Here is a 25,674-nt window from a genome sequence, read left to right as displayed (position 1 = left end):
CGTTACGTCACATTCGTAAGGGTCGTAGCTCCACTGTTCGTTACCTCAAAGCTGTAGCTGATCGTCTCGCCAATTGAGCAAAGCCATCACCATTCTCATCGTTGAACACAGAGGTCTTGATGATAGATATCTCGCTGTCCTCAGGAAGATTCGTATCCGTTGGATCATTCTCTAGGTTGCTGTTGTCATCCGATAGGTCGCTGACATCATCTCCGTCAGGTGTCGTTCCCGTAGCCGTAGCCTGGTTCGATACGCTCTGAGCATCGATGTCCGACTGCTGGATCGTGTAGCTTCCGCTAAAGGTCGTCGTGTCCGTTGCTCCTGGTGCCAGTGTAGCGATGGGGCCGCCGGTAAGGCTGCCGCTTGGCGCCACCAATAGTGGATCCGTTACCGTCACATTCGTTAGGGTCGTAGCTCCACTGTTCGTTACCTCAAAGCTGTAGCTGATCGTCTCGCCCAACTGAGCAAAGCCGTCACCGTTCTCATCGTTGAACACAGAGGTCTTGATGATCGATATCTCGCTGTCCTCAGGAAGATTCGTATCCGTTGGATCATCCTCCAGGTTGCTGTTGTCATCCGAAAGGTCGCTGACATCATCTCCGTCAGGTGTCGTTCCCGTAGCCGTAGCCTGGTTCGATACACTCTGCGCATCGATGTCCGACTGCTGGATCGTGTAGCTTCCACTAAAGGTCGCCGTGTCCACCGCTCCAGGTGCAAGTGTAGCGATCGGGCCGCCGGTAAGGCTGCCGCTTGGCGCCACCAATAGTGGATCCGTTACCGTCACATTCGTTAGGGTCGTAGCTCCACTGTTCGTTACCTCAAAGCTGTAGCTGATCGTCTCGCCCAACTGAGCAAAGCCGTCACCGTTCTCATCGTTGAACACAGAGGTCTTGATGATCGATATCTCGCTGTCCTCAGGAAGATTCGTATCCGTTGGATCATCCTCCAGGTTGCTGTTGTCATCCGAAAGGTCGCTGACATCATCTCCGTCAGGTGTCGTTCCCGTAGCCGTAGCCTGGTTCGATACACTCTGCGCATCGATGTCCGACTGCTGGATCGTGTAGCTTCCACTAAAGGTCGTCGTGTCTATCGCTCCTGGTGCAAGGCTCGCAATAGGACCGCCTGTCAATGTACCGTTGGCACCATCAAGTAGTGGGTCCGTTACCGTTACATTGGTAAGGGTCTGGTTACCCGTATTAGTTACAGTGAAGCTGTAGGTGATCACCTCGCCTACCTGCGCTCTACCGTCATTGTTATTCGCTGCCGTTCCGCTGCCACTATCAGTGAAAGTTCCCGTCTTGATGATCGCAATGGAAGGAGCAGAAGGAACCGTAGTTATCGTTGGATCGTTCTGTAGGTTGCTGTTGTCATCTGAAAGGTCCGTGACTTGTGTGTTCTGTGGGGTCGTCCCTGTAGCCGTAGCCTGATTGCTGAATCGACCAGAGTTAATGTCTGCCTGGGTAACTCTATAGCTTCCCGTAAAAGTCGTAGCGTTGGTTGCTCCTGGCGCAAGGCTCGCAATAGGACCACCCGTAATCGAACCGTTTGGCGCCACCAATAATGGATCCGTAACCCTAACATTGGTAAGGGTCTGGTTACCCGTATTCGTTACAGTGAAGCTGTAAGTGATCACCTCGCCTACCTGTGCTCTACCGTCATTGTTATTCGCTGCCGTTCCGCTGCCACTATCAGTGAAAGTTCCCGCCTTGATGATCGCAATGGAAGGAGCAGAAGGAACCGTAGTTACCGTTGGATCGTTCTGTAGATTGCTGTTGTCATCCGATAGATCCGTGACCTGTGTGTTCTGTGGCGTCGTCCCTGTAGCCGTAGCCTGATTGCTGAATCGACCAGAGTTAATGTCTGCCTGGGTAACTCTATAGCTTCCCGTAAAAGTCGTAGCGTTGGTTGCTCCTGGCGCAAGGCTCGCAATAGGACCACCCGTAATCGAACCGTTTGGCGCCACCAATAATGGATCCGTAACCCTAACATTGGTAAGGGTCTGGTTACCCGTATTCGTTACAGTGAAGCTGTAAGTGATCACCTCGCCTACCTGTGCTCTACCGTCATTGTTATTCGCTGCCGTTCCGCTGCCACTGTCGGTGAAAGTTCCCGTCTTGATGATCGCAATGGAAGGAGCAGAAGGAACCGTAGTTATCGTTGGATCGTTCTGTAGGTTACTGTTGTCATCCGATAGATCCGTGACCTGTGTGTTCTGTGGCGTCGTCCCTGTAGCCGTAGCCTGATTGCTGAATCGACCAGAGTTAATGTCTGCCTGGGTAACTCTATAGCTTCCCGTAAAAGTCGTAGCGTTGGTTGCTCCTGGCGCAAGGCTCGCAATAGGACCACCCGTAATCGAACCGTTTGGCGCCACCAATAATGGATCCGTAACCCTAACATTGGTAAGGGTCTGGTTACCCGTATTCGTTACAGTGAAGCTGTAAGTGATCACCTCGCCTACCTGCGCTCTACCGTCATTGTTATTCGCTGCCGTTCCGCTGCCACTATCAGTGAAAGTTCCCGTCTTGATGATCGCAATAGCACCGTTTGTTGTCAAAGGAGTGATCGTAATGTCATCGGGATTACCATTACCATTGGTATCAACGTTTGTGTTGTTTCCAGGGTCATCAGACAAATCGGTGATTGTATCACCAGTTGGATTTGTTGAAGTTCCTGAAATTTGATTCAAAACTCTTCCCGCGTCAAGTTCTGGCTGAGTAATAGAGTGTGTACTAGTTAAATTTACAGATGCTCCAGCAGCAAGAGACGCTATCTGAGTCTGACTAAGAGTACCATTGTTATCTGTAAGAGAAATATTGGATAAGGTGGAGTTACCTGTGTTAGTAACAACTACATCGTAAGTGATCGTTTGATCTACTGAATTATAAGTACCAGGCCTATCTGCTTTTGTAATCGCGAGAGAAGACCCTACGATAAGTAAAGCTGAATTACTATTAACATTTGAACATTTATATGACGAGCTAGTTACTACAACTCTGTAAAGATTTCCATTAAATGAAGCAGGTGCATTTGTTACTGTAAGCGTATTCGTATTTACACCACTGTAATTAGCATTATTAGAAATATTAGTAAACGCTCCTCCTGTACTTACCTGCCATCTATAAACAGGGTTACTTCCGGTTACCGCAACACTAAATTGGTTGGTATTATTACCTGCTATAATAGCCGTATCGTTTTGAGGCTGCGAAGTAATTGCAATTGGGGTACCAGCTTCTCTCGCATCTGAAGTCCCATTGTTATTTCCGTCTGCTGGTCGTACGTTATAATTAGTTCCAGCTGCATTCACTGTTTGACCGCCGCCACTTGTCACCAAACCATTAGCGTTAACCGTAACTGGCTGTCCACCTACTTGACCATCACCGTCAGGATCTTGAAAGCCACCTTCAATAACGTCAGTACATCCATCGTTGTCTGCATCTCTATCTATTCTATTTGGGAAGGCGTCATTATCATTATTAGCAGTGTTACCACCTTCGTCAACATCAGTTATCCCATCATTATCATCATCTAGATCCACAGAATCTGCAACACCATCACGGTCAAAGTCAGGACCATCAACGAAATCACGGTTAACAATAGAAGCTTCAAAAAGCCTCACATTAATTCTATTATCGTTCGCACCATCCACGTCAGATACTGAAGCCAATGCAAAGCCAGTTGGAACATCAGTAGCAGGATCTACCTCTCTTACTACAAAATCTTCAAAACCTAAAGAAGCATTACGAGTTACTTGAAACTGATAACTTCCATTCGCACCTGTGGTGGTGGTGGCAATTAAAGTCCCGTCGGGTCGCTCCAACCTCACGGTAACTCCTGAAATAGGCGTACCGTCATCCCTACGAACAGCACCACATATCAAAGGCTGGGTCACAAAAACCGTAACTGGCTGTTGAAATTGAGCTCGCTCTAATACTAATGCAAAAAATCTATTTGATTGCGTACCTGAACCTACCTTTCCAATTCGGTATGTAAATGAGTTCCTATTCTCATAATAATTACTAAAAGTATAACGAGGGTCTTCATCAATAGGCTCAATAGGAGCTGATTGATTATCTACGTTTCGTCCGCGAATAATATTAGCATTACGTGTAATATCTATTTGAGTAACTGCAGATCTTGTAAAGGCATCGGTTAGAGATAATTCAGCAAACTCCTGAATTCCGGGACTTCCATCAATATCGAACGGTGTTGCAAAAAAGCAGACATCATTCGCAGCCCTATTGGTACCAGACTCAACAAGCCTAATTCTAAACAAAGCGCTAATTTCTCCAGAACTTGTCGCTGAAATTCTTGGCTGAAATGCTCTAGGCAATCCATCTGAAGATACATCGATATCCAAAAGTGAAGTATTATTCAGTTCAAGTATCTCCACTAAAACATCTATTGCAGGATTTTGGTTGATTGATCCCGCAGCATTGGCAAATCGATAACGAGTACCGACTGCAAGTGGAGCCCCACCATTATCAATTGTAGGTGTAGATGAAAAGGAAACGACATCAAAACAGTTCTCCCTTAAACAGGAACGTGATTGACCTATCGCAGTAAGCGAAGACAATCCAATAATAAATAATAGTAAAAAATGTAGTGAAGATTTTTTTACAAAAGTAGAGTTGCTCATTGACTATTTGATTAAATGATTCAATAGCACTAAATAAGGGAACTCACCCAATTGCAAAAACAAAATATGTGCAGCTGATACTAATCCCCTAACTTTAGTAACATTGCTTCAAGGCATATCGCCTCTAAGACCAACAAAATTACTCTAATTACTGACGCTCACAAATACTTTCGCTTTGCTTGGGAATTAAACGATAAAAGTATAGAATACCTAAAAAAATATAACTTAAGTTAAAGAATATCAATGATAGGTGTTGCATTCGACTGAAAAAGATCAAAACATCCAAAATATTCAACCGTTAAACACCAGATTTTAAAGAATCACGCTTTCGCGAAAGCGTACTCAGTTTTACTTGCAACTAGCTAATAATCAATAGATTCATTAGGTTTTTTCCTACAATTTAACAAGATGAAGGAATCCAAGGAAAGTCTAATAAAGTTTGATGCTGTGCTAAATTCTAGAAAAATAGCACAATAAAAAACCCTTCAGTTTCCTGAAGGGTTTGTAGTAGCGGGAACTGGACTCGAACCAGTGACCTTCGGGTTATGAGCCCGACGAGCTACCTACTGCTCTATCCCGCGATGTAAATGTTATTTTTCAACTTGGCGAGAAGCCTGTAAGTAATAAGCTTACCTGAAAAACGTCCCTTTCTTTCGATTGGGATGGCAAATATACAACCATTCCGTTATTCCTGCAAGCTAATTTTGTGTTTGATGGATCGGCATAGTTAAACTATTCTCAAATGACAATAGCTTAGGATATTAGCAATTGAAGAATGAATAACTTCAAAATAAAAACCATGGATACCCAAGTAAATACTGAAAAATACCTGCAAAGCATTCTAGAGAAAACATATGATGCGCAACGAGGTTATGCCAACGCCGCCGAGGTTACTGAAAATGTACAACTCAAACGTTGGTTTGCCCAACAAGGTGCCAGACGCACTCAATATGCCGCGAGCATCGCTGGCGAAATGAAAGGAATGAACGAGCATCCAGAATTTGACGGTTCCTTTCAAGGTGATGTACACCGTAGCTGGATGAATATCAAGGCCGCATTAAGCAGTAATAAGGATGAAACCATTCTTGAAGAATGTTTAAGGGGTGAAAATGCTGCCGTAGCAGAGTATTCTCAAATTCTAGAACATAAAAACGAGCTGCCACAAACTATTGTAAGTGTTCTTGAAGCCCAAAAGGATGAGATAAACGCCACCATTAACCAAATCAAAAGACTTGAAGATATTGCAGACCATCTAGATGATTAAGAAATAAAAGACTCTATCAAAAGCCGCTCCTCGAGCGGCTTTTTTATTGGCCTATTTCTTTAGCTTCAAAATGGAGCAGTTCTCCATCTTCAAATTGCACTGTGATTTCTATGGGGTTGCAGCACACCTCACAATCCTCGACATAGGTTTGTGAGTAGGCAGGATCCAGCAGCATACTTATTTCCTGCCAGCAGTGTGGACATGAAAAGAAGTATTCTATCATAAAGGCTGTGATAAAAGTTCGCCAGCCAATTGCAGGAGCTGTATTTCTGCAAGCTTAGCAACATACTTTGCTTGATTGCGAGTGGTTCGGGCGTTGACCAAATTAATTTGGGCTTGACGTAGTTCTATGCTTGTAATTTGCCCCAAACGATAACGTTCTTGAGATCTGTCAAAATTGTTTTGATTGGTCTCTACGTTCTGGGTTTGCAAATTGTAAATAGCAATGGCATTTTGATAATTCCCTCGAGCATTTGCGATGTCGCGCATCACTTGCTTTTCAGTTTGCTGTAAACGCAGACGTTCATTTTCAGCAGTGATTTTTGCATTTCTAATGCCTGTGATGGAACGACCGCCATCAAAAATGTCCCAAGTAAGCGTGGCGCCTAAATTGATGGCATCACTGGTACTCGTCCTGGATGGGAAAAACGCACTTTCTGGATCTTCTGACCTATTCCAACCGTAGCTACCGCTCAGACCTATTCGAGGTAGGAGCAATGCTTTGGCGGTATTCACATCCCATTCGCTTATCTGGACATTGCTACGCGCGAGCATGAGCCGTACGTTATCGTCCACTTCTTCCAAATAACTAATCACCTCTAATTCTGGCTTAAGAGTTACCAGCGTGTCAACCGTAAATGCAGCGGCATCAATCTCTCGATTCATGACGAGATTCAGATCCCTTTTGGCATTTTCCAGGTTCTGTTTGGCATTCAGGATATTGATGCTGTCTGTCGTGATATCAACTTGTGCATTGAGCACCTCAAGTTTATTGACCTGACCGTATTCAAATTGATATTTGGCACGCGTCTCTCTTTCGCGAGTATTGTTGAGTGTCTCTCGAAATATGCTAAGATTTTCAGTAAGTCGGGCAACTTCATAATACACCGTCATGAGCTGCACGGTGGTGCTTTCAATAACTTGTCTTACCTGCAGATCAGTAAGATTATATTGTTCCTGTAAGATCTTGTAGTTATAAAACCTACCCAAACCATCAAACAGCAAATAATCTGCACCTATACTAGCATTATAACGCCGTGAAATTTGATCATTTAGAATTACCGGAGCTCTAGGCGGAACGAGCACACCGTTGTCATCCCTTGTTGAACCAAATTCCGTTCGATTGTCCGTATTACTATAGTTCGCACCAGCGGTACCGGAAACAGTAGGCAGATAACCACTATTGAGTATATCCTTATTATTATCTGCAACCTCAAGTTGGTTTTCAGAGATCTGGATATCAAAATTGTTTTGCAACATGAGCTCAACGGCTTGTTGCCTGGATAATAAAGGTTCTGGTGCTTGTTGGGAATTCGCTTTCGCGAAAGCGAACAAAACCACCATCAACCCAACTATTTGAAGCTTCTTATTCATCTTTCGTATCGTCAAATTCATCTAGTGCTTCCTCTTCTTTGGCGATGCTCGTAACAGATCGCTTACTTACTTTTTCTCCAGTACGCAACCAATGGATCCATACTTTACTATTGTTCCCAAAACTGAGGAACAACGGCAGCAGCAACAAGGTCAAAACCGTAGCGATCCCTATACCGTAAGAGATGGAAATTGCCATGGGTTTGAGGAATTGTGCCTGACGACTCTTTTCAAGCAATAGCGGTGCGAGTCCAGCAACAGTGGTCAACGAGGTCAAAAATATAGCGCGGAAACGACTCTTACCAGCCTCAAAAAGAGCATCGTCAAAGTCCAGTCCTTCTTCAATCAACGAATTGAACTTACCAATAAGAACAAGTCCATCATTTACCATAATACCGATCAAGGCTATGATTCCCAGCATGCTCAGGATATTCACCGGGAAGCCATGAATCCAGTGTCCCCAAGCGACCGCCACAAAACTGAAAGGGATCAATAAAATCAACATAATAGGTTGCGTCCCACTACGGAAGGTGAAAGCAATCACAAAGTAAATGATGAGTAAAACTAGCGGGAAAATAAAGCTGGCACTACTAGAAATCTTTTCCGCTTCTCGAGCCTGTCCACTCAGGTAGTTAGGTGAGATCGTTGGATACTTTTTCTGTAACTCTGGAATGATATTATCCTGAATATCAGTGAGCACGTCCGTCGCGCTTTGATTAGGATCCTTGAGGTCTGCGCTCACCAGTATTTCCCTACGACCTTCCAAGTGGTTGATGACCACATCACCACGCTCAATGGTATAGTCTGCGATGTCCCGCAACGGCACTCGATCACCAGCTGGTGTCTGAATGCGCAGTTCATCCATATCCTTGATACTGTTACGGTTGTCCCGTTCATAACGTACCCAAACCCGTATCTCATCCTGGCCGCGCTGGAAACGTTGTGCCTCTTGACCAAAAAATGCCGAACGCACCTGGCTCATCACAGCTCTGGAATTAAGTCCCAATGCATATGCATTGTCATTTAATTCTAACTTTATTTCCTTAATTCCTGCGGGATCGTTATCCTCAATATCCTTGAGCAACGGGTTTTGACTCAAGATTTCCTTGAAATCTTCGGTAGCTGCTTTAAGCTCCTCAATATTGTTACTTAACAACGAGACTGATACTGGACTACCACCAAAATTTCCTCCAGAACCAAAGTTCAAGGTCTCGGCGCCTGGAACGACACCTACCAGTTCCCGTAGCCTATTGGCAACGATGGGAGATTTCAATGCTTCTGGTCTGGTTTCTCCAGGCAATAAGTTAATGGATAAGTTAGCCGAAGATGATGACGTTTGTGATTTGATGATATTCTCAAAAAGCATGACACTGTCACCATACACCTCATCGGTCAAATATTCTTCAGTTAATTCTTTATTGACAATTTGTGCCTTTTCCTGAATGGAACTTATAATGCTGTCTGTAATGGATTCTGCAGTTCCATTAGGCATTTCCAATGTGACCGAAACCTGGTCACTTGAAATTTGAGGGAATAGAGTCACTCCTATCACGCCACCACCAACAGAACCAATAGTCAACAGTAAGGCAGCAACAAAGAAAGCAAAGGTTAAAAACTGATTCTTTAATGCAAATCGCAATGTTGGCGCATAAGCTTTATCGCGCATCCAGTTCATGGCCTTATCGCCATATTCATTGACCAGTCGCATTTTTTGGAATGCTTTGGCAATACCTTTTTTAGGTTCTTCAGACTTGGGCTGCAAGGCTTTGGAATGTGCCAAGTGAGCTGGCAAAATGATCAATGCCTCGACCAGCGAGACCAATAATGTCAAAATCACAATGACAGACACCTCACTGAAAAACTCTCCTATCCTACCATCCAAAAACAAGAAGGTAGAAAATGCCAGAATAGTGGTAATAATAGCACTCATGATAGGTGGAATAACTTCCATCGTTCCATCGATAGCTGCCGTCACAGGGTCTTTTCCATCCTCATAATGCTGATAAATATTTTCAGCAATCACAATACCGTCATCCACCAAAATACCGATAACGATAATCATCCCAAAAAGGGATAATACATTGATGGTAACATCAAACTGTCCGGCAAACATGAACATACCTAAAAACGCAATAGGTAAACCAAAAGCCACCCAAAACGCCAATCTAGTATTCAAGAAAACCGACAGAAATAGTAATACCAGCAGCATTCCAATGATCGCGTTCTCAGTTAGCAAGGCTGTTCTTTGATTTAGAGTAATAGATCGATCGCTAACCACATTGATTTGAACATTATTAAATCGCTGATTGTACTCTTCAATATATTCCTTGACCTTATCAGCGCTGCCTATCAGATCTTCTGCATTGGTACTTGTAACGGTCATGTTGACCGCACGCTCATTATCAAAGTAGGATGCATTTGGAGATTCAGCAAATCGGTCTCGAACTACTGCGACGTCTTTAAGGAATACCGTGGTTCCATCGGCGCTGGTACGTACGGGAATATAGTTGAGCTCATCACCGTAGTACGACCTATTGTTAGCGCGTATTAAGTATTCTTCTACATCTGTTTTGATGTTCCCACCAGTAGTTAAAATGTTGGAGCTTGCCACGGCGTTTGCCACCTCTTGAAATGTTAGGTCATAACCCAACAAGGTATTTTCATTAACTGCGATCTCAATCTCTTCGGCAGGATAACCGGTGATTTCAATTTGAGAAATACCATCAATACCTCTTAAGTCATTCTCCACATCTCTTGCCAGTTGCTTCAAGGTGCGCAATGGCACGTTTTTACCGCTTAAAGCAAAGGTGATGGTAGGTCTGGACTCTTCTCTTTTTGCGACTACTAGTGGCTCCATTCCCACAGGATAGGATGGTACGCGGTCCACCGCATTCTTGACTTCCAATAGCATGAAGTCAATATTGTAACCTTTAATGATCTCGACCGTTATCGTTCCTGAATTTTCTCGAGAAGCTGAAGTAACCCTATCAATTCCCTCGATTCCTTTGAGATTATCCTCGATCTTGAGTACCACACCTTCTTCTATCTCTTGAGGCGATGCTCCAGGATAGGTGACGTTGATAGTTATGATTTTTGAATCTACTAACGGGAAAAAGGAAGATTTAAGGGACAACATTCCCAGAATACCAAAAATCGTAAATGCTGCAATTACAACATTAACGGCCACATGGTGTTTTATGAAATATGCAATGACGGATCTCATGCGTCTGTGTTCCCTTCAGATGCGGTTGCATCAGTTTTACTCGCGTTATCATTTTTTGCTTGCTCTTCTGTCTTTACGATCATGCCTTCATAGGCTCCAGAGACTGCTTGGGAAATAATAACGGTTCCGTTTTCAAGTCCTTTTAGGACCACGGTTTTATCAGAAAAGAATACTGGATTTACTTCTACCAGTTCCAGTTTTCCTTCACGCACGACAAACAATTGATTGGCACCTTGAAGAAGGCTGCGGTCCAATTCTACCGCATTTTCAATATTCTGTGCATCTAGGTTTGCCGTGAGATACATGCCGTCTTTAAGGTCTTCATCATTTACTTCTATCACTACCGATATGGTTTGTGAAGCCTGATCCACTTTCCCGTTGACTCTGGTGACTTCACCTTGATAACTCTTGCTACCTGAAATGTTATTTAAAAGCACCTTTTCTCCTATCTCCAGCAAATCAGCAAACTCTGCACTGATGGAAACCTGCATTTCATAAATACCGGTTTGAATAAATTCTCCTAATTGCTGACCGTTGCGCACAAGGGTTCCTTCCGTAACCATGGCATCAGTAAGCACACCAGAAAATGGTGCCGTGATGCGGTATTTTACAAGCCGGTTTTCTAGGTTTTTAATATTGTAAAAAGTGGTGTAGATATTTCTTCCCGTAATGAAATACTTTTCTCTGTCATTGACCGGATCTGGCAATGCTGGTGTGGTGCCGTTCATATTCCAATTATCCAGATAAGCCTGCCATTGACTGTAGGATTCAGGATAGTCTAGACGCAGATCAGGCATGATGGCAGTGATCTGATTATTCAGCGTGGCTCTAGAACTTCTTACCTGTGATAAGAACTCTGTATTATCAATAAGGATCAAGGTCTCTCCAGCGCGATACTTTTGTCCTGTTCTAAAAAGTTTGCCAGAGTTTCTAAAAACACCGCTAACTTCTGCATACAACTCAATACGACGTTTTGCCTGTAGGTTACCATTTGCAGGTATCACGATGGGAATGGTAGAATTGCGGACGGTATCTGTCGTGACAATCTTAACTTCCTTTTTGATCTGTGGCTTGGGAGCCGTTTTACTGTCGATAATAAGCTTTGCACCTATGGCGGCACCAGCAATTATCACAACAGCGAGAATTATAAGAATGATCCTACGCATGAATTTGAAAAGCTAAAATTGATAACTAATAACCGCAAAACTAGGTTACCACTGCAAGCGTGGCGTTAATAAAACCTTAAAGCTGTTGATACAACTATTCTTTTAACCTAGTCCAAGGCATCTATTTCTTCAGATACTTCTTCCCACTTTTTCATCCATTCATCCAGCGATTTTTTCTTTGCCTTATACTTGTCAAAGAATGTCGCATCTGCTGCGGTCTCTTCATAGTTGGCTGCGAGATCTGCATCCATTTTCTTGATATCACGCTCTAGCTTGTTGATTTCAGATTCAGCATTGGACAAACGGTTGTTGAGTGATTTGATCTTTTTTTGCTGCTCATAGGATGGTTTGCTGTCTGTGGTATCTCGCTTTCGCGAAAGCGAACTCGTATCCACCTTTGTGTTCTTCTCAATCTCACGCATATCGCGAGCCTTGCGTTGCTCCAGGTAGTAGTTGATATCTCCCAAATAGGAATGCAATTTATGATCGCGAAATTCATACACCAAGTCTGTCAATCCCTGCAAAAACTCACGGTCGTGAGACACCACAATCAAAGTGCCTTCAAACTTGACAAGGGCCTGTTTCAAGACGTTTTTAGATTGTATATCCAGGTGGTTAGTAGGCTCATCCATAATCAACACGTTGAAGGGCTGCAGCAGTAGTTTACATAATGCCAACCTATTGCGCTCACCACCACTCAGGACTTTCACCTTTTTCTCCACCTCATCACCACGGAATAGGAAAGATCCCAACATGTCTCGCACCTTGACCCTATTGCTATCGTCTGCAGCGTCGATCATGGTATCCAGTATGGTTTTCTCTCCATCCAGATATTCGGCTTGATTTTGTGCAAAATAGCCCAGCTGAACATTGTGTCCCAGGTTGACTTTACCCTTGTAATCTTTGATGTCGCCTACAATGATTTTGGCCAGTGTAGATTTTCCCATACCGTTTTGACCTACAAAGGCCAGTCTTGATCCACGTTCTACCATCAGGTCGATGTTGCGCAGTACGTTTTTATCGGCATAGGACTTTTGGATCTGTTCCAGTTCCAAAACAATTTTTCCAGGCTGTATGGACTGGGAAAAATTGATGTTCATGGCAGCATTATCCACTTGATCCACCTCGACCACATCCATTCTATTGAGCTTCTTGACCAGTGATTGCGCCATGGTGGCTTTACTGGCTTTGGCCCTAAATTTCTCGATCAGTTTTTCTGTACGCTCAATTTCTTTTTGCTGATTCTTGGCCGTTGCCGCTTGCTGCTCTCTAAGCTCTGCTCTCAACTCCAGAAATTTTGAATACGGTTTTGGGTAATCATAGATACGACCTAGGCTTATCTCAATAGTGCGATTGGTCACGTTGTCAAGAAACATCTTATCGTGGCTCACGATCACCACGGCACCAGGATAGGTTTGCAGAAACTGCTCCAGCCAAAGAATGGAATCTATATCCAGGTGGTTGGTAGGCTCATCCAGCAGCAGGATGTCGTGCTTTTCCAAAAGTAATTTTGCCAACTCAATCCTCATGCGCCATCCACCAGAGAGCTCATCTGTAAGTTTGTCAAACTGTTCTGGTTTAAAAGCGAGACCTTTCAGGATTTTTTCGGTTTCACCTTTGTACTGGTAACCGCCTATGATCTCGTACTCGTGCGTGAGGTCGCCTATGGACTGTATCAATTCCATATAGGAATCAGATTCATAGTCAGTTCTTGTAGCTAGTTGTTGGTTGATTTTGTCCATATCGGCTTCTATGGATCTCGCTTTCGCGAAAGCGGTATACGCCTCTTCCAGGACCGTTCTACCCATTTCAAAGTCTATGTCCTGTCTAAGGAAACCTATACTTACATCTTTCTCAATCGCGAGCGAACCTTGATCTGCAGGAATATCGCCGGCTATAACCTTAAGCATCGTGGATTTTCCAGCGCCATTTTTTCCTATCAAGCCCACGCGATTGCCTGCGTTGAGCCTGAAAGTTATTTCTTCAAAAAGCGGTTCACCGCCAAAGCTGACGTGCAAATCATGGATGTTAAGCATAGTAAAATTGTATCTTTGCAAAGATGCATCTATCAAAATGAACGCTAAAGTTTTCCCATGCTAAAAGGCACTAAAATCTACAGTATTTTTACCGGCACATGTCCTGTATGCCAGGAAGAATCCATGTATACCAGCGGCAATCTTTATAAACCGAGTAAAACCCAAGAGATGAACGAGCGCTGCTCTCATTGCGGGACTAAATACAAGATTGAGCCTAGCTTTTTCTATGGCTCTATGTATGTAAGTTATGGTGTAGGCGTGGCGATTGCGATTGCGACTTTTGTGATTACCTACTTTGTATTTAACATGACGCCGCTGAGCATCTTTTTTGTGATTATGGCGGTGATGATTCTGGGACTACCCATTGTAATAAGGCTTTCGCGTAATATATGGATCAATATATTTATGGATTACGACCCTGAAAAGGCCAGCAAATAGCTCTAAAATCAGCGATTAAATTTCTTTATTTACTGGTCTTCAAATCTGGAAATATCCATCTCAGCAGGTAGGCTTATGTCTTGATAGATAAAGTCAAAGAGGCACTTTGAAGCCCAAGGCGCGATCAATGATGCTCGACTTCCCATACCATTGAAAACATACAGATTTTTGAACTCTTTGTGCAGTCCCAGAAATGGTCTTCTATCGATCGTGGTAGGTCGTATACCGCTTTTGTGGTCTACGATTTCATAAGGCAGTTCTAAAAAGGTTTCCAGTTTTGAAATCAAAAAATCCTTTGCCTTTTGGGATGGCTGTATAGATTCATATTCACGATCGTATGTAGCACCAACCCAAAACAAGTCATCACGATAGGGCATCAAGAAAACTGAGGATTTGACAATCTGTTGCAATTGTAGACCTGGACAACGTATAATGAGAATTTCTCCCTTATTTCCCTGTAGCGGCATTTGATGAAACCACGGATTGTGCGGCAGTTGGTTTCCTTCGGCAAAAACCACTGCTTGGGCAGTAATATCCTTATAGGTGATGAGATCGTCTGACATGGAAAGCTTTTCATAATCAAAACCTTCCTCAAAGAATTCGTTTCTCAAATTGAAGAAGTCCATAGAGCTCTTCATGTAACTTAATGTGTCTAGCCATCCAGTATGCTTGACAATACCATAACCATTAGCGGCTTTAATTCCGTCAATTGGATCGTCTGTAGGCTCCGTTAGCATCAAATTGTCCAGATCTTCCCTAACAGACTTTCTCGTCCACGTGGCGCGCTCTTTTGAGTCGTGGAAACGACGCCATACGGGTAGAAGTTCTATGACTGGAGCTTCCAGATATTTCTCGACCTCTTTATAAAAAGGAAACATGAAGTCCAGCTGTTCTTGAGCCTTCCAGATAGGACTGGATCTTTTGAGAACCACTGGATTAAAAACACCAGCAGCGACATGGCTAGAAGACTTAATGCCGTCTGCATACCACTGCACCGATTTACCTTGCAAGAACCACTGCCATGCCAGCGTAGTTCCAGAAATACCACCACCAACTATAATCACATCTTTCATAGGCTCAAAAGTACTCACATTAGCGCATAAAAAAAGCCTTGCAATGCAAGGCTATGTTTTAAAAGATAGTGTTTTAGTAGTTCCACATATCCAGCTCAAAGTTCCTGATCGTTTCTTTAAGTCGATCTGACTCTAGCAACTGCATCATGGAATTGTTGGTGATGTAGCTTTCTATCTCGCGATCACCTTGAACGTTATCAATCTTATAAATCGTTGCATTGAAATGTCTTGAATTCAACAAATGGTCAAACGTCAATGGCCTCGCGGAATTCTTTTCGTTAAATACTTTGGCCTCATGTAGAATATCTCTCATGTCTGGATAGAATACCCAAAACAACTCAATACCTTGAGGGTCGTCCAGAAAGTTAACGTCTGGAGTTACTGGTGCTAACGCAATCATTCTATATTTCATTTCTGCCTGGCGGCTGTCAAAATACCATACACCACGTATATGATACTGGGAAACCATGTTAGCATTGATAGTCGTTGTAGTGATGAATTCTGCAGGAACGCTTCCAGTTTCATTGTAACGCTGGATACCAACATCTGAAGTATCTACACGCTTTAAACTGCTTCCTAAATCCTCAAACTTGCGTTCTGTATTACCATAGGAGTCCGCATAAAGTTTCACTTTACCTTCTGCTGCAGCTTTAGTAATCACATGAAATAATGATCGACGTTCACTACCTACAAAGTTGGTATCTACTGGATAATACAATGGAAAGTTTACCTTTTCATCAAGATCTATCTTTTCCCAAACATTACGTTCCCAAAGGATATCACGGTCTCCAACGAAACCGTAAGGCAAAGGCTTATCGTTATCATTGATTACTTGCTCGAGTGTTTTCTCACCTATCTCGTCAAATGATTTTGCATTCAGAATATTATTCTGAGCCTGAACCATTCCAACTGCGAGGAAGATCGTAAAAAGGGCTACTAATTTATTCATCATAGAATTATTGTTAATCTGTCAATTCAACAGATACCGGTGTCGTTGCTTTAGTACGTACGCCAGGAACGGTCGTTTTGATCTGTGCGATCTGTACGATGGATCCTTGAGGTGCACGTTGTAAGGCTGCCTTTGCGGCGTCGTTCAATTTATTTCCAGATACTTTGATACCTGGCTGTCCTTGAACTTTAAATATAAATTCTGTCACTTGTGGCGTTAAATCAAAATCAAAGTCTAAGAACGCTGCAGACACCGTTGATATTGCAAGATTGGCTCTGTTTTTACGTACACCATCAAATTCTCCACTGATCAATCCCGTAGGATTAGGAAGATCTTTGATACGGAATGACTTACTGTCTGTCGCTGTTGATCCATCAGGAAGCTTTGCGCTCACATTGATGTTGACACTAGCTCCACCAGCTGGTTTCATCAAGTAACTAGATCCACCGCGACTGCTCAAACCTGGAGCGCTTGCAGATACCTTGCTAGGATCTACTCCTGCAAAAGAAATCGTCATTGGGTTATCTACACCACGATAAACAACGTTCATTTTATCTGCACTGATCGTAGCAGAGTTAGGTTTACCAATAACAGAGTATTTCTGATTGATAGGAATGGTTACGGTTTCACCATTTTCGACAAATTGCATCTCACCAGTGATTTCTTTATCACCTACAGCACCTGCACCGAAGTTAAGCATCACGCGTCCATTTTGGATTTGACTTGCTGGAACCTCAGATCCATTGATGATCACTTTTGTTGGCTTCATATTATCATCGTAACGACCCAATACTACCTCACCAGTAACCGTCTCACCGTTAAAGAATGCTCCTTTTTCCAAACTCACTATAGATCTATAGTTATTCATGGAAGCAATCTCGATCAATTCACCTTGTAACAATTGACCTAACACATCTGCCTCAGCATTCTTGATGTCGTTTTGCATTTGTGTGATCTTTGCCTTCGAGGCAATTAATGGATAACCTTCAAAGTGATAATTCAAATAATTGATTTTCTCACTGTCTGGATTACTGCGCTCGGACAGTACATCGCTGGTATCAAACTTATTGTTGATTTCTTCTTTCAAAGCGTCATATCCAGCATCTGGGAGTGCTGCTATCATACCGGTACGGTAATCGTTCATTTGTTGAATGAAAACCTTTCCATCTTCAGACAGTCCATCACCTTGGAAAAACTTTGTATCTAAAAAGTCTGTTTTATCCTGTGATTGATAATCTCCTTGATTTTCTGGATCAATGGAAGCCATCATCTCTGCCTTAAGCTCTGACAGATAATTGTCAAAATCTTCACTTATCTGCGTCACCTTAGCTGCAGATTCTGCTGCCTCTTGATATTGTTTGGGTTGTTCTTTTGCTTTTGCTGCTAACGCCTCAAAAGATGCTTCATTGCGCACCTCTAGAGTCTCGTTATTATCAGCAACGCTTTCTTCCATAAGACCAAAAGCCGTCAAGACTTCCTTACTCATGTTCAATGCCAGCATCGCGATAAAAACCAGATACATTAGGTTAATCATCTTCTGCCTTGGGCCTTGTCCTCCTGCCATAATTATTTAATTAGTAATGGTTTTTGATTAGTTTGTTGTTACTAATTATCCCTTCATGGCTCCTAGCATGTTACCATAAACGCCGTTAAGGCTGCTCAGGTTATTTGCTAATCCTTCCATTTGATCTTTAAGACGTCCAGCGTTTTGAGCTACTTGCTCATTCACCTCGGCCTGGCGTGCGGTACTTTCTACCTGTACTTTGTAAAGGCTGTTCAATGATTCCATTTGAGCTGCGGCAAGAGCCATCTCTTCAGAATATTTCTTAGTTGAAGACATTGCTTCAGCAGTTGGTGCGATTCCTTTGGCCGCTCCTTCAAAACTTCTAATGCTGGTTCCTAGACTTTCCATCAATGCGGCATCTACTTTGGCATCCTTAAGCATGGCATCCAATTTCTTGGATAACATTCCTGACGCTTCTTCTTCCTCGATGACGGTTGTCTTTTTCGCTTTCGCGGAAGCGGGACCACCAGCAAGCTCTGGATAAACGATGGACCAATCAACATCATCCTCAACAGGCTCAAACGCGGATATCGCAAAAATGGCGGCCTCAGTTAAAAGTCCAATAGCCAAAAGGTCACCACCTGTTAAGGTATAAAACCCTAGAGGCAATTCCCAGTGAAGGATTTTGAAAAGTGCTCCAACGATTACGACTGCGGCTCCAAGACCGTAAGCCATGTTAAATAATTTCTTTGTTGTTTTAGATTGTGCCATTGATAGGGACCTTTAGTTATTGATAGTTATTGTTTGGGTAAGTTTAATTTGTTGCTGCGTTCAAGGTGACATCAGTACCTACATAAGATTGAACGGTTCTAAAGCCGATGTAACTTCTTGCAGAGTCTTGGTATTCATAATCTCTTGTACCGACTTCCAGGAAGTAGGAAACATCTTTCCAAGAGCCACCACGCACACCTTTACGGCGGTTGTTTTCATCATTTACGATTGGACTCATGGAACTCATGTACTCATACGCTCCTGGCTCGTAGGATGAATTCACCCATTCTGAAACGTTACCAGACATGTTGTATAAATTGTAATCGTTAGGCTCGTACGCATCTGCCTCTACTGTATAAAGAGCTTGATCTGCCGCGTAATCTCCACGTAAAGGTTTGAAGTTTGCCAAGAAACAACCGCGGTCGTTTTTAGCATAAGGTCCACCCCAAGGAAACGTTGCACCTTCTAGACCGCCACGAGCCGCATATTCCCATTCTGCCTCAGTAGGTAGTCTGTAAGGGAAAACGTCGTCGCGTCCTTTTTGCTTTCTACGGTAACCATTGTGATATAAAGTTCTCCATTGTGCGAAAGCTTTTGCCTGCATCCAGTTCACACCTACTACAGGATAGTCGCTATATGCTTCATGATAGAAATAATCATTGTGCATTGGCTCGTTATAACTGTAGTTAAAATCACGAATCCATACAGTAGTGTCCGGATAGATCTTGGTAATGTAAGTCTTAATGAACTCCTTTCTACTCAAACCAGGATTTTTCACTGCTTTTTGAATATCCTTTACAGAGTATCTAAAAATGAGTTTTTCCACATCGACGGATCGCTTACCGTTATAAGCTTCTTCAAAAGGAATGTACATGGAATCGTAAGCCTCTGCATAATATTCGTCAGGAATATCTTCTGTATCCCAGATAAGATCTTCATCCCAGTTTAATTGACGGCCTTCATAACCTGTTTCGCCTAAACCTATGTAGTTATCTTCTACATATTGCTCCCAAACTGATGGGTCTTCATTACTAGCATCCTTGAACGCAAAATCGCCTGTACCACCATCACCTGGCGTCAAACCTTCATCGTCTGCAAGTATGGCAAGTCTCATCCTTAGGGTTGAGTCACGCACCCATTCTGTAAACTGTCTGTATTCTGAGTTAGTAATCTCAGTCTCATCCATATAGAAGGATGGCACTGTAACTGTTTTGGCTGGAGCATTGAGTGTTGCAGCGATATCATCATCTGCTTTACCCATGATAAAAGATCCACCAGGAACCAGAGTCATACCATACGGTTTTTCTGGATGCCATTTCTTACCCTTTACACCTACCAGTTGACCGCGATCGCCTTTACCACAACTGGCAAGAAATGCGACAACCGCCACGAGCATTAGTAATTTTTTCATAAGTATGTTACCTCTTTGGTTTAAGATTTAAGCTGGTAAACCTATCTAAAAGATTTGAATTCGCCAACTAATTCCTTTTGATTATTGATTAAAAAAACTCTTGAACAATCGATTATATCTCGTTTTTTTGACGTGCTTTTAACCACCGTTCTGGCAAAATTTGATCGGTAGCTTGAAGATAATCCTTCTTGTCACACGGTAATAACGTGTATTGTTTTAGTTTATTATTGATGGCCGAATTAAAGGGCAATTCAATCCACCAGCGCTCTGTTTTAACAGATTTGTAAAAGTTAAGTATCTGATCTTCAATAGGAACCTGATATTTCAAAAATCCCGATGAAACGTTAATCGGGTACTCACCATGCCTAAAATTATAGCCCTCAAGGAAGTACCAGATGATCTGTGAAACAGCACTTTCCAAAACTGGAAAATCACCACTAGGAATCTCAAAAATTCCGAATGCTTTTAATCGATCGCTAATTCCAGAATATCTCGACAAACTGCACATTTGAGCCGATTGAAATCCATTTGGGTGCCCTTTATCATATAAAAGATCATTTGCTTGAACGCTTAAAAGATCAATTCCCAGCAAATCACAGTCTCTTATTACGGGTTCTGCGATGGTCATATCTCCTTGAAGTTCTCCTAATCTTATGGCATCAAAAAATAGACGGTCCAGTAGATCAATTTCTTCTTGAGAATTGAAATAGGTTTGATAACCCAGATTGCTGTAATTGAAAAGATTATAAGGTTCTGTCGCCACCATTTTACCTATATAGCTATGACTATCGATAGGCATCTCAATATTCCCAAGATCGAAACGATGGTCAACATTGACCACATTGATCATAGCTTTAATATCATCAAACGCCCTATACATGGGATACATCAAATCCTGACTACCACCTAGAATGATGGGTAATATTTCCTCTTTGAGAAAATAGGCGGTTAATTCCCTTACCACATAATAGGTATCCTCAACACTCTCGCCGGCCTGGATATCGCCTAGGTCTGCGATGGTGCTGTGCCAGTTTCCCGGGAACAGTTCGTACAGTTTGCGACGTACACCATCCAGATTTCCCATGGGTAGCAACGCATTTTGATCTCTGCGGTTTTCCAAAATAGAAATCAGGACAATGTCCAACTTACCCAAATCAGGAAGACCATCCTGCTTTGTATGTAGCAGGATGGTCTTACCTAGTGTACGTTCTTCTTGAATCCTAGCGTGTGCCACCGTGGCATCATCAATAGGCTGGAGATATTCTAGACTCATGAAGCTTATTTCTTTTTCGCTTTCGCGGAAGCGGTCTTCTTCTTAGCTGGTGCTTTTTTCTTAGTGGCAGCCTTCTTCTTGGCTGGCGCCTTTTTCTTGGGAGCTTTTTTAGCGATCATCTCTTTAGCTTCCTCTAAAGTGATCTTCAAAGGATCGATGGTTTTAGCAAGTTCGACCTTCGTTTTACCCTTGATGATATTGTGTCGACCCCAACGTGCTTTTTCAATCCTGATGCCTTCTTCTTCCCAGTCAACGATAAGCTTGTCTTTCTCTTTCTGGATTTTATCCTTGATCAAGGTCTCGATATCATCGTTTGTCAGGTTATCAAAATCGTATTTCTTGTTGACAGAGATGAACATTCCTGCCCATTTGATGTACGGACCAAAACGACCTACACCTTTAGTAACCGGTTGCTCGTCGTACATATATATAGGAGCATCTGCCTTTTCTTTTGCTGCAATAAGTTCTGCAGCACGCTCAAAAGTCAGTGACATAGGATCATCGCCATCTTCCAAAGACACAAAGGTCTTCTCGTTGAATTTCACGTATGGGCCAAATCGACCTTGGTTCACCTCAACTGGATGACCGTTGTATTCGCCTAGAGTTCTAGGCAACTTGAACAAGTCCATAACTTCTTCCAAAGTAATTGTGTTCAAAGATTGTGACGGTAACAAACTGGCAAATTGAGGTTTTTCCTCATCCTCTACAGAACCAATTTGAGCCATCGCACCAAATCTTCCTAAACGAACCGATATAGGTTTACCTGTTTTAGGATCTGTTCCCAGCACTCGCTCGCCTACTTCACGTTCTGCATTTTCTGCAACATCTGTAACCGTTGGGTGAAAATTTTTATAGAAATGGTCCATCATATCAGTCCATTCTTCCTTTCCTTCGGCGATGTTGTCAAAAGACTCTTCTACTTTGGCTGTAAAGTTATAATCGAGAATATTCTCAAAATGCTCTACTAGGAAATCATTTACCACTCGACCTACATCTGTTGGTATTAGTTTTCCCTTATTACTACCAGTAGTTTCAGAAAGTTCTTTTTCTACCACTTTGGAATCTTTCAAAACTAGCTGAACGTAAGCACGTTCTTCTCCCGTACTTTGTCCTTTTTCTACATACTTACGGTTTTGAATCGTAGTGATGGTAGGTGCATAAGTGGATGGACGACCTATACCCAGTTCTTCCAATTTCTTCACTAAAGATGCTTCACTATAACGATAAGGTGGTCGTGAAAAACGCTCTGTAGCAGTAATCTTTTTATTAGTAAGTTGTTGTCCTTTTTTCAATGGTGGCAACAATCCTTCTTGTTCCAGATCTTCATCATCTGTACTTTCCAGATACACCTTCAAGAAACCTTCAAATTTGACGATTTCACCACTGGCCGTAAAGTTTTTATCGTGCTTGTCTGCAGCGATAGTAACATTAGTGCGCTCTAACTGGGCGTCGCTCATTTGTGATGCGATAGCGCGTTTCCAGATCAATTCATACAATCTGGTCTGATCACGATCTGCTCCAGAAGAATGCAAAGCAAAGTCAGTAGGTCTTATGGCCTCGTGAGCTTCTTGGGCTCCTTTTGACTTTCCTTTATAATTGCGCTCTTTATGAAAATCCTTGCCATAGGCTTTTAAGATCTCATCTTTAGCACCACTTTTTGCCTCACTGCTCAAGTTGACACTATCTGTTCTCATATAAGTAATGAGACCGGCTTCATATAACCTTTGCGCCAGCTGCATGGTGCGGCTCACGTTAAAAGACAGCTTTCTGGAAGCTTCTTGTTGTAAAGTCGAAGTTGTAAATGGTGGAGCAGGAGATTTTTTGGCTGGTTTTTTAACCAGATCTGATACGTGAAATTTGGCTCCTTTATTTAAATCCAGGAAATCTTCTGCTTCCTTGCGGCTGGATAGGTTTGATGGTAGTTTGGCCTTAAGGGTTTTCTTATCGTCTGTAGCAAAATCTGCATCCACACGATAAAAATTGTCGCCTTGAAAATCTAATATTTCCTGCTCACGCTCTACAATCAGTCGCACTGCTACAGATTGAACACGGCCAGCACTGGCGCCACCTTTTACCTTTCTCCATAATATAGGTGAGATCTCGTAGCCAACAATTCTGTCCAGCACTCGTCTCGCCTGCTGCGCATTGACCAGGTCATAGTCGATGCTGCGTGGATTATCAATGGCCTTTTGAACGGCACTTTTTGTAATTGCATTAAAAACAATACGCTTAGTCTTGTCTTTTTTCAAATCCAGCTGCTCTGCAAGGTGCCATGCGATGGCTTCTCCTTCACGGTCCTCATCACTCGCGAGCCAGACCATATCAGATTCGGCTGCCATTTTCTTGAGCTTCTTGACCAGATCCTTCTTGTCACTGCTCACGATATATTTAGGCTCAAAGCCTTTGTCCACCGCAACGCCCAGTTCTTTTGCCGGCAAGTCTGCGATATGTCCAAAACTAGAGGCTACCTTATAGTCTTTCCCTAGAAATTTCTCGATCGTTTTTGCCTTTGCGGGCGACTCTACAATTACCAGATTCTTTGCCATTCAGCTGTGTGATTTAGGCTGCAAAGGTATATCATATTTTTATTTAAAATATAAATCGTTGTTAAACAGCAGTTTACAAATCCGTTTTTGATGATAAAGGTTTCATTTGCTGCTGTTTATATATTAAGGATACAAAAATTACAGTCTTTGAAGCTGCATGATCTTGTGCTAATCCCATGAGAAATTGGACTAGCCTTAAAGATGGATGGAATTTCGCTTTCGCGAAAGCGAACTCATCATCATCCTCAAGTTTGATACTGTCAACTTGTCACAATTCATTCAAAAAACTATCTTTGCAAACTCGATTAGAGAAGCATGCAGATGGAAAAAATTATAGAAGAAGAAAAACAAGGAACGGCGCTGGAAGTTGCACCGTTGCAACAAAATAAGCGTAAATTATTCATTGAAAGCTACGGCTGCCAGATGAATTTTGCCGATAGCGAAGTTGTTGCGTCCATCCTTGCCACGCAAGGATTCAACACCACTCAAAAACTGGAAGAAGCAGACCTGGTTCTAGTCAACACTTGCTCGATTAGAGACAAGGCAGAACAGACCGTGCGCAAGCGTCTGGAAAAATACAATGCGGTAAAGGAGAAGTTCAATCCGCAGATGAAAGTTGGTGTTTTGGGCTGTATGGCCGAGCGATTGAAGGAGAAATTCCTCGAAGAAGAAAAAATTGTTGACATGGTCGTAGGACCTGATGCCTACAAAGACCTACCCAACCTGATAGCTGAAATTGACGAAGGCCGCGATGCCGTAAATGTCCTCTTGTCTCGTGATGAAACTTATGGTGATGTGGCGCCAGTGCGTTTACATTCTAATGGAGTGACGGCTTTTGTCTCCATCACACGTGGTTGCGATAATATGTGTACTTTTTGTGTGGTACCTTTTACTCGCGGTCGCGAGCGCAGCCGTGATCCTTATAGTATCTTAGAAGAGGTCAATGATCTAGCAGCTAAAGGTTTTAAGGAAATCACTTTACTGGGTCAAAACGTAGACTCTTATCTATGGTATGGTGGCGGCCTCAAAAAGGACTTTAAAAAAGCCAGTAAAATGGCCAAGGCTACCGCGGTAGATTTTGCTCAATTACTACATAAAGTGGCTAATGCGCAACCGCATATGAGAATACGATTCTCTACCAGCAATCCTCAAGACATTAGTGATGATGTATTACACGCGATGGCTGCCCACAGAAATATTTGTGACTACATCCATTTACCGGTGCAATCTGGTAGTGATCGCATTCTTAAGGCGATGAATCGTCTGCACACCAGGCAGGAATACATGGATTTAATTGATCGTGTCAAAGCGATTATTCCAGGAGTATCCATATCTCAAGATATGATCGCAGGTTTCCCAACAGAAACTGAAGAAGATCATCAAGACACCTTGAGCTTGATGCGATATGTGAAGTATGATTTTGGATTCATGTTTGCCTATTCTGAAAGACCTGGCACGCTGGCGGCACGCAAGATGGAAGATGATGTTCCAGATGAAGTAAAACATCGCAGACTTGTTGAAATCATAGACCTGCAACAGGAACATAGTGCCATGCGCACCGCACAAAACCTCAACACGATAGTCGAGGTTCTTATTGAAAAAGAGTCCAAAAAATCTGCCGATCAATGGGCTGGAAAAACCTCGCACAATGTAGTGGCAGTTTTCCCAAAAGAGAATTATAAAGTAGGTGACATGGTTATGGTACGTGTAGATGATTGCACTGGCGCAACGCTTATAGGACAAGCTATAGGCTACAGTGATATGGAAGGACCTGTTAGAATTCAAGCTTAACTT

17 protein-coding genes and 1 tRNA gene are annotated in these 25,674 nt (G+C 42.7%); 3 read left to right on the top strand and 15 right to left on the bottom strand.

All coding sequences use genetic code 11. The features are described 5' to 3' along the window. Positions 1 to 2 precede the first annotated feature (2 nt). The 3 genes from BST86_RS15175 to BST86_RS14615 form a co-directional block, all read right to left on the bottom strand. The gene (locus BST86_RS15175; protein WP_394340898.1) at positions 3 to 62 is read right to left on the bottom strand and encodes a hypothetical protein; all 60 of its coding nucleotides are present in this window, start codon (positions 60 to 62) and stop codon (positions 3 to 5) included. After that, positions 41 to 4,636 (bottom strand): beta strand repeat-containing protein, encoded by a 4,596-nt coding sequence (locus BST86_RS14620; protein ID WP_105983887.1) that lies wholly within the window; start codon positions 4,634 to 4,636, stop codon positions 41 to 43. Before BST86_RS14620 ends, BST86_RS15175 begins: the two co-directional genes overlap by 22 nt. Before the next feature lie 508 nt (positions 4,637 to 5,144). Further along, positions 5,145 to 5,217 (bottom strand) — tRNA-Met (locus BST86_RS14615). A 194-nt stretch (positions 5,218 to 5,411) separates the two neighbouring features. Between BST86_RS14615 and BST86_RS14610 the strand changes: the two genes are divergently transcribed. Continuing rightward, entirely contained in the window at positions 5,412 to 5,900 is a 489-nt protein-coding gene (locus BST86_RS14610) for a ferritin-like domain-containing protein (protein ID WP_242446415.1), read from the top strand. 43 nt (positions 5,901 to 5,943) lie between these two features. On the opposite strand, the gene BST86_RS14605 is transcribed toward BST86_RS14610, so the two are convergent. The 5 genes from BST86_RS14605 to BST86_RS14585 all read right to left on the bottom strand — a co-directional run bounded on the left by BST86_RS14605 (position 5,944) and on the right by BST86_RS14585 (position 13,915). Further along, positions 5,944 to 6,123: a CPXCG motif-containing cysteine-rich protein gene (locus tag BST86_RS14605; RefSeq protein ID WP_105981479.1), complete on the bottom strand. Its 180-nt coding sequence runs from the start codon at positions 6,121 to 6,123 to the stop codon at positions 5,944 to 5,946. Next, positions 6,120 to 7,493 (bottom strand): TolC family protein, encoded by a 1,374-nt coding sequence (locus tag BST86_RS14600; protein ID WP_105981478.1) that lies wholly within the window; start codon positions 7,491 to 7,493, stop codon positions 6,120 to 6,122. Before BST86_RS14600 ends, BST86_RS14605 begins: the two co-directional genes overlap by 4 nt. Then, the gene (locus tag BST86_RS14595; protein ID WP_105983886.1) at positions 7,486 to 10,713 is read right to left on the bottom strand and encodes an efflux RND transporter permease subunit; all 3,228 of its coding nucleotides are present in this window, start codon (positions 10,711 to 10,713) and stop codon (positions 7,486 to 7,488) included. The genes BST86_RS14600 and BST86_RS14595 overlap by 8 nt, the downstream gene beginning before the upstream one ends. Next, positions 10,710 to 11,879, bottom strand: a complete 1,170-nt coding sequence (locus tag BST86_RS14590) for an efflux RND transporter periplasmic adaptor subunit (protein ID WP_105983885.1) — start codon at positions 11,877 to 11,879, stop codon at positions 10,710 to 10,712. Before BST86_RS14590 ends, BST86_RS14595 begins: the two co-directional genes overlap by 4 nt. 107 nt (positions 11,880 to 11,986) lie before the next feature. Next, positions 11,987 to 13,915: an ABC-F family ATP-binding cassette domain-containing protein gene (locus BST86_RS14585; protein ID WP_105983884.1), complete on the bottom strand. Its 1,929-nt coding sequence runs from the start codon at positions 13,913 to 13,915 to the stop codon at positions 11,987 to 11,989. Between the two features lie 57 nt (positions 13,916 to 13,972). Here BST86_RS14585 and BST86_RS14580 point away from each other — a divergent pair, with 57 nt between their 5' ends. After that, positions 13,973 to 14,353 carry a DUF983 domain-containing protein gene (locus BST86_RS14580; RefSeq protein ID WP_105983883.1) on the top strand — a complete coding sequence of 127 codons (381 nt, stop codon included), beginning with the start codon at positions 13,973 to 13,975 and terminating at the stop codon, positions 14,351 to 14,353. Positions 14,354 to 14,382: 29 nt separating this feature from the next. On the opposite strand, the gene BST86_RS14575 is transcribed toward BST86_RS14580, so the two are convergent. The 7 genes from BST86_RS14575 to topA all read right to left on the bottom strand — a co-directional run bounded on the left by BST86_RS14575 (position 14,383) and on the right by topA (position 23,880). Next, on the bottom strand, positions 14,383 to 15,426 hold the full coding sequence (locus tag BST86_RS14575; protein ID WP_105983882.1) for an NAD(P)/FAD-dependent oxidoreductase: 1,044 nt from the start codon (positions 15,424 to 15,426) through the stop codon (positions 14,383 to 14,385). Between the two features lie 73 nt (positions 15,427 to 15,499). Next, positions 15,500 to 16,378, bottom strand: a complete 879-nt coding sequence (gene porN / locus BST86_RS14570; protein WP_105983881.1) for a type IX secretion system ring subunit PorN/GldN — start codon at positions 16,376 to 16,378, stop codon at positions 15,500 to 15,502. A gap of 10 nt (positions 16,379 to 16,388) precedes the next feature. Then, positions 16,389 to 17,939, bottom strand: coding sequence for a type IX secretion system motor protein PorM/GldM (gene porM / locus BST86_RS14565; protein WP_105983880.1), 1,551 nt, complete (start codon positions 17,937 to 17,939; stop codon positions 16,389 to 16,391). Positions 17,940 to 17,984: 45 nt separating this feature from the next. Next, positions 17,985 to 18,650: a type IX secretion system motor protein PorL/GldL gene (porL, locus tag BST86_RS14560; RefSeq protein WP_105983879.1), complete on the bottom strand. Its 666-nt coding sequence runs from the start codon at positions 18,648 to 18,650 to the stop codon at positions 17,985 to 17,987. A 43-nt stretch (positions 18,651 to 18,693) separates the two neighbouring features. Beyond that, positions 18,694 to 20,061: a T9SS ring complex lipoprotein PorK/GldK gene (gene porK / locus BST86_RS14555; RefSeq protein WP_105983878.1), complete on the bottom strand. Its 1,368-nt coding sequence runs from the start codon at positions 20,059 to 20,061 to the stop codon at positions 18,694 to 18,696. 112 nt (positions 20,062 to 20,173) lie between these two features. Continuing rightward, positions 20,174 to 21,334 carry a formimidoylglutamase gene (locus BST86_RS14550; protein ID WP_105983877.1) on the bottom strand — a complete coding sequence of 387 codons (1,161 nt, stop codon included), beginning with the start codon at positions 21,332 to 21,334 and terminating at the stop codon, positions 20,174 to 20,176. Between the two features lie 5 nt (positions 21,335 to 21,339). Further along, complete coding sequence (topA, locus tag BST86_RS14545) at positions 21,340 to 23,880, bottom strand: type I DNA topoisomerase (protein ID WP_105983876.1); 2,541 nt, start codon at positions 23,878 to 23,880, stop codon at positions 21,340 to 21,342. A gap of 321 nt (positions 23,881 to 24,201) precedes the next feature. Between topA and miaB the strand changes: the two genes are divergently transcribed. After that, positions 24,202 to 25,671, top strand: a complete 1,470-nt coding sequence (gene miaB, locus BST86_RS14540; RefSeq protein WP_105983875.1) for a tRNA (N6-isopentenyl adenosine(37)-C2)-methylthiotransferase MiaB — start codon at positions 24,202 to 24,204, stop codon at positions 25,669 to 25,671. The last annotated feature ends 3 nt before the right edge of the window (positions 25,672 to 25,674 follow it).

Source organism: Nonlabens agnitus (assembly GCF_002994045.1).
In the GTDB taxonomy this organism is placed as follows: Bacteria; Bacteroidota; Bacteroidia; order Flavobacteriales; family Flavobacteriaceae; genus Nonlabens; species Nonlabens agnitus.
Note: the sequence above shows the minus strand (reverse complement) of the source record. Positions and strands in the feature narration are given on the sequence as shown.

What these genes read in the sequence shown, in the direction of transcription:
- porK (WP_105983878.1), bottom strand. Translation starts at nt 20,061, where the DNA reads ATGAAAAAATTACTAATGCTCGTGGCGGTTGTCGCATTTCTTGCCAGT.
- BST86_RS14590 (WP_105983885.1), bottom strand. Translation starts at nt 11,879, where the DNA reads ATGCGTAGGATCATTCTTATAATTCTCGCTGTTGTGATAATTGCTGGT.
- BST86_RS14600 (WP_105981478.1), bottom strand. Translation starts at nt 7,493, where the DNA reads ATGAATAAGAAGCTTCAAATAGTTGGGTTGATGGTGGTTTTGTTCGCT.
- BST86_RS14595 (WP_105983886.1), bottom strand. Translation starts at nt 10,713, where the DNA reads ATGAGATCCGTCATTGCATATTTCATAAAACACCATGTGGCCGTTAAT.
- topA (WP_105983876.1), bottom strand. Translation starts at nt 23,880, where the DNA reads ATGGCAAAGAATCTGGTAATTGTAGAGTCGCCCGCAAAGGCAAAAACG.
- BST86_RS14580 (WP_105983883.1), top strand. Translation starts at nt 13,973, where the DNA reads ATGCTAAAAGGCACTAAAATCTACAGTATTTTTACCGGCACATGTCCT.
- porL (WP_105983879.1), bottom strand. Translation starts at nt 18,650, where the DNA reads ATGGCACAATCTAAAACAACAAAGAAATTATTTAACATGGCTTACGGT.
- BST86_RS14605 (WP_105981479.1), bottom strand. Translation starts at nt 6,123, where the DNA reads ATGATAGAATACTTCTTTTCATGTCCACACTGCTGGCAGGAAATAAGT.
- porN (WP_105983881.1), bottom strand. Translation starts at nt 16,378, where the DNA reads ATGATGAATAAATTAGTAGCCCTTTTTACGATCTTCCTCGCAGTTGGA.
- BST86_RS14550 (WP_105983877.1), bottom strand. Translation starts at nt 21,334, where the DNA reads ATGAGTCTAGAATATCTCCAGCCTATTGATGATGCCACGGTGGCACAC.
- porM (WP_105983880.1), bottom strand. Translation starts at nt 17,939, where the DNA reads ATGGCAGGAGGACAAGGCCCAAGGCAGAAGATGATTAACCTAATGTAT.
- BST86_RS14585 (WP_105983884.1), bottom strand. Translation starts at nt 13,915, where the DNA reads ATGCTTAACATCCATGATTTGCACGTCAGCTTTGGCGGTGAACCGCTT.
- BST86_RS14575 (WP_105983882.1), bottom strand. Translation starts at nt 15,426, where the DNA reads ATGAAAGATGTGATTATAGTTGGTGGTGGTATTTCTGGAACTACGCTG.
- BST86_RS14610 (WP_242446415.1), top strand. Translation starts at nt 5,412, where the DNA reads ATGAATAACTTCAAAATAAAAACCATGGATACCCAAGTAAATACTGAA.
- miaB (WP_105983875.1), top strand. Translation starts at nt 24,202, where the DNA reads ATGGAAAAAATTATAGAAGAAGAAAAACAAGGAACGGCGCTGGAAGTT.
- BST86_RS14620 (WP_105983887.1), bottom strand. Translation starts at nt 4,636, where the DNA reads ATGAGCAACTCTACTTTTGTAAAAAAATCTTCACTACATTTTTTACTA.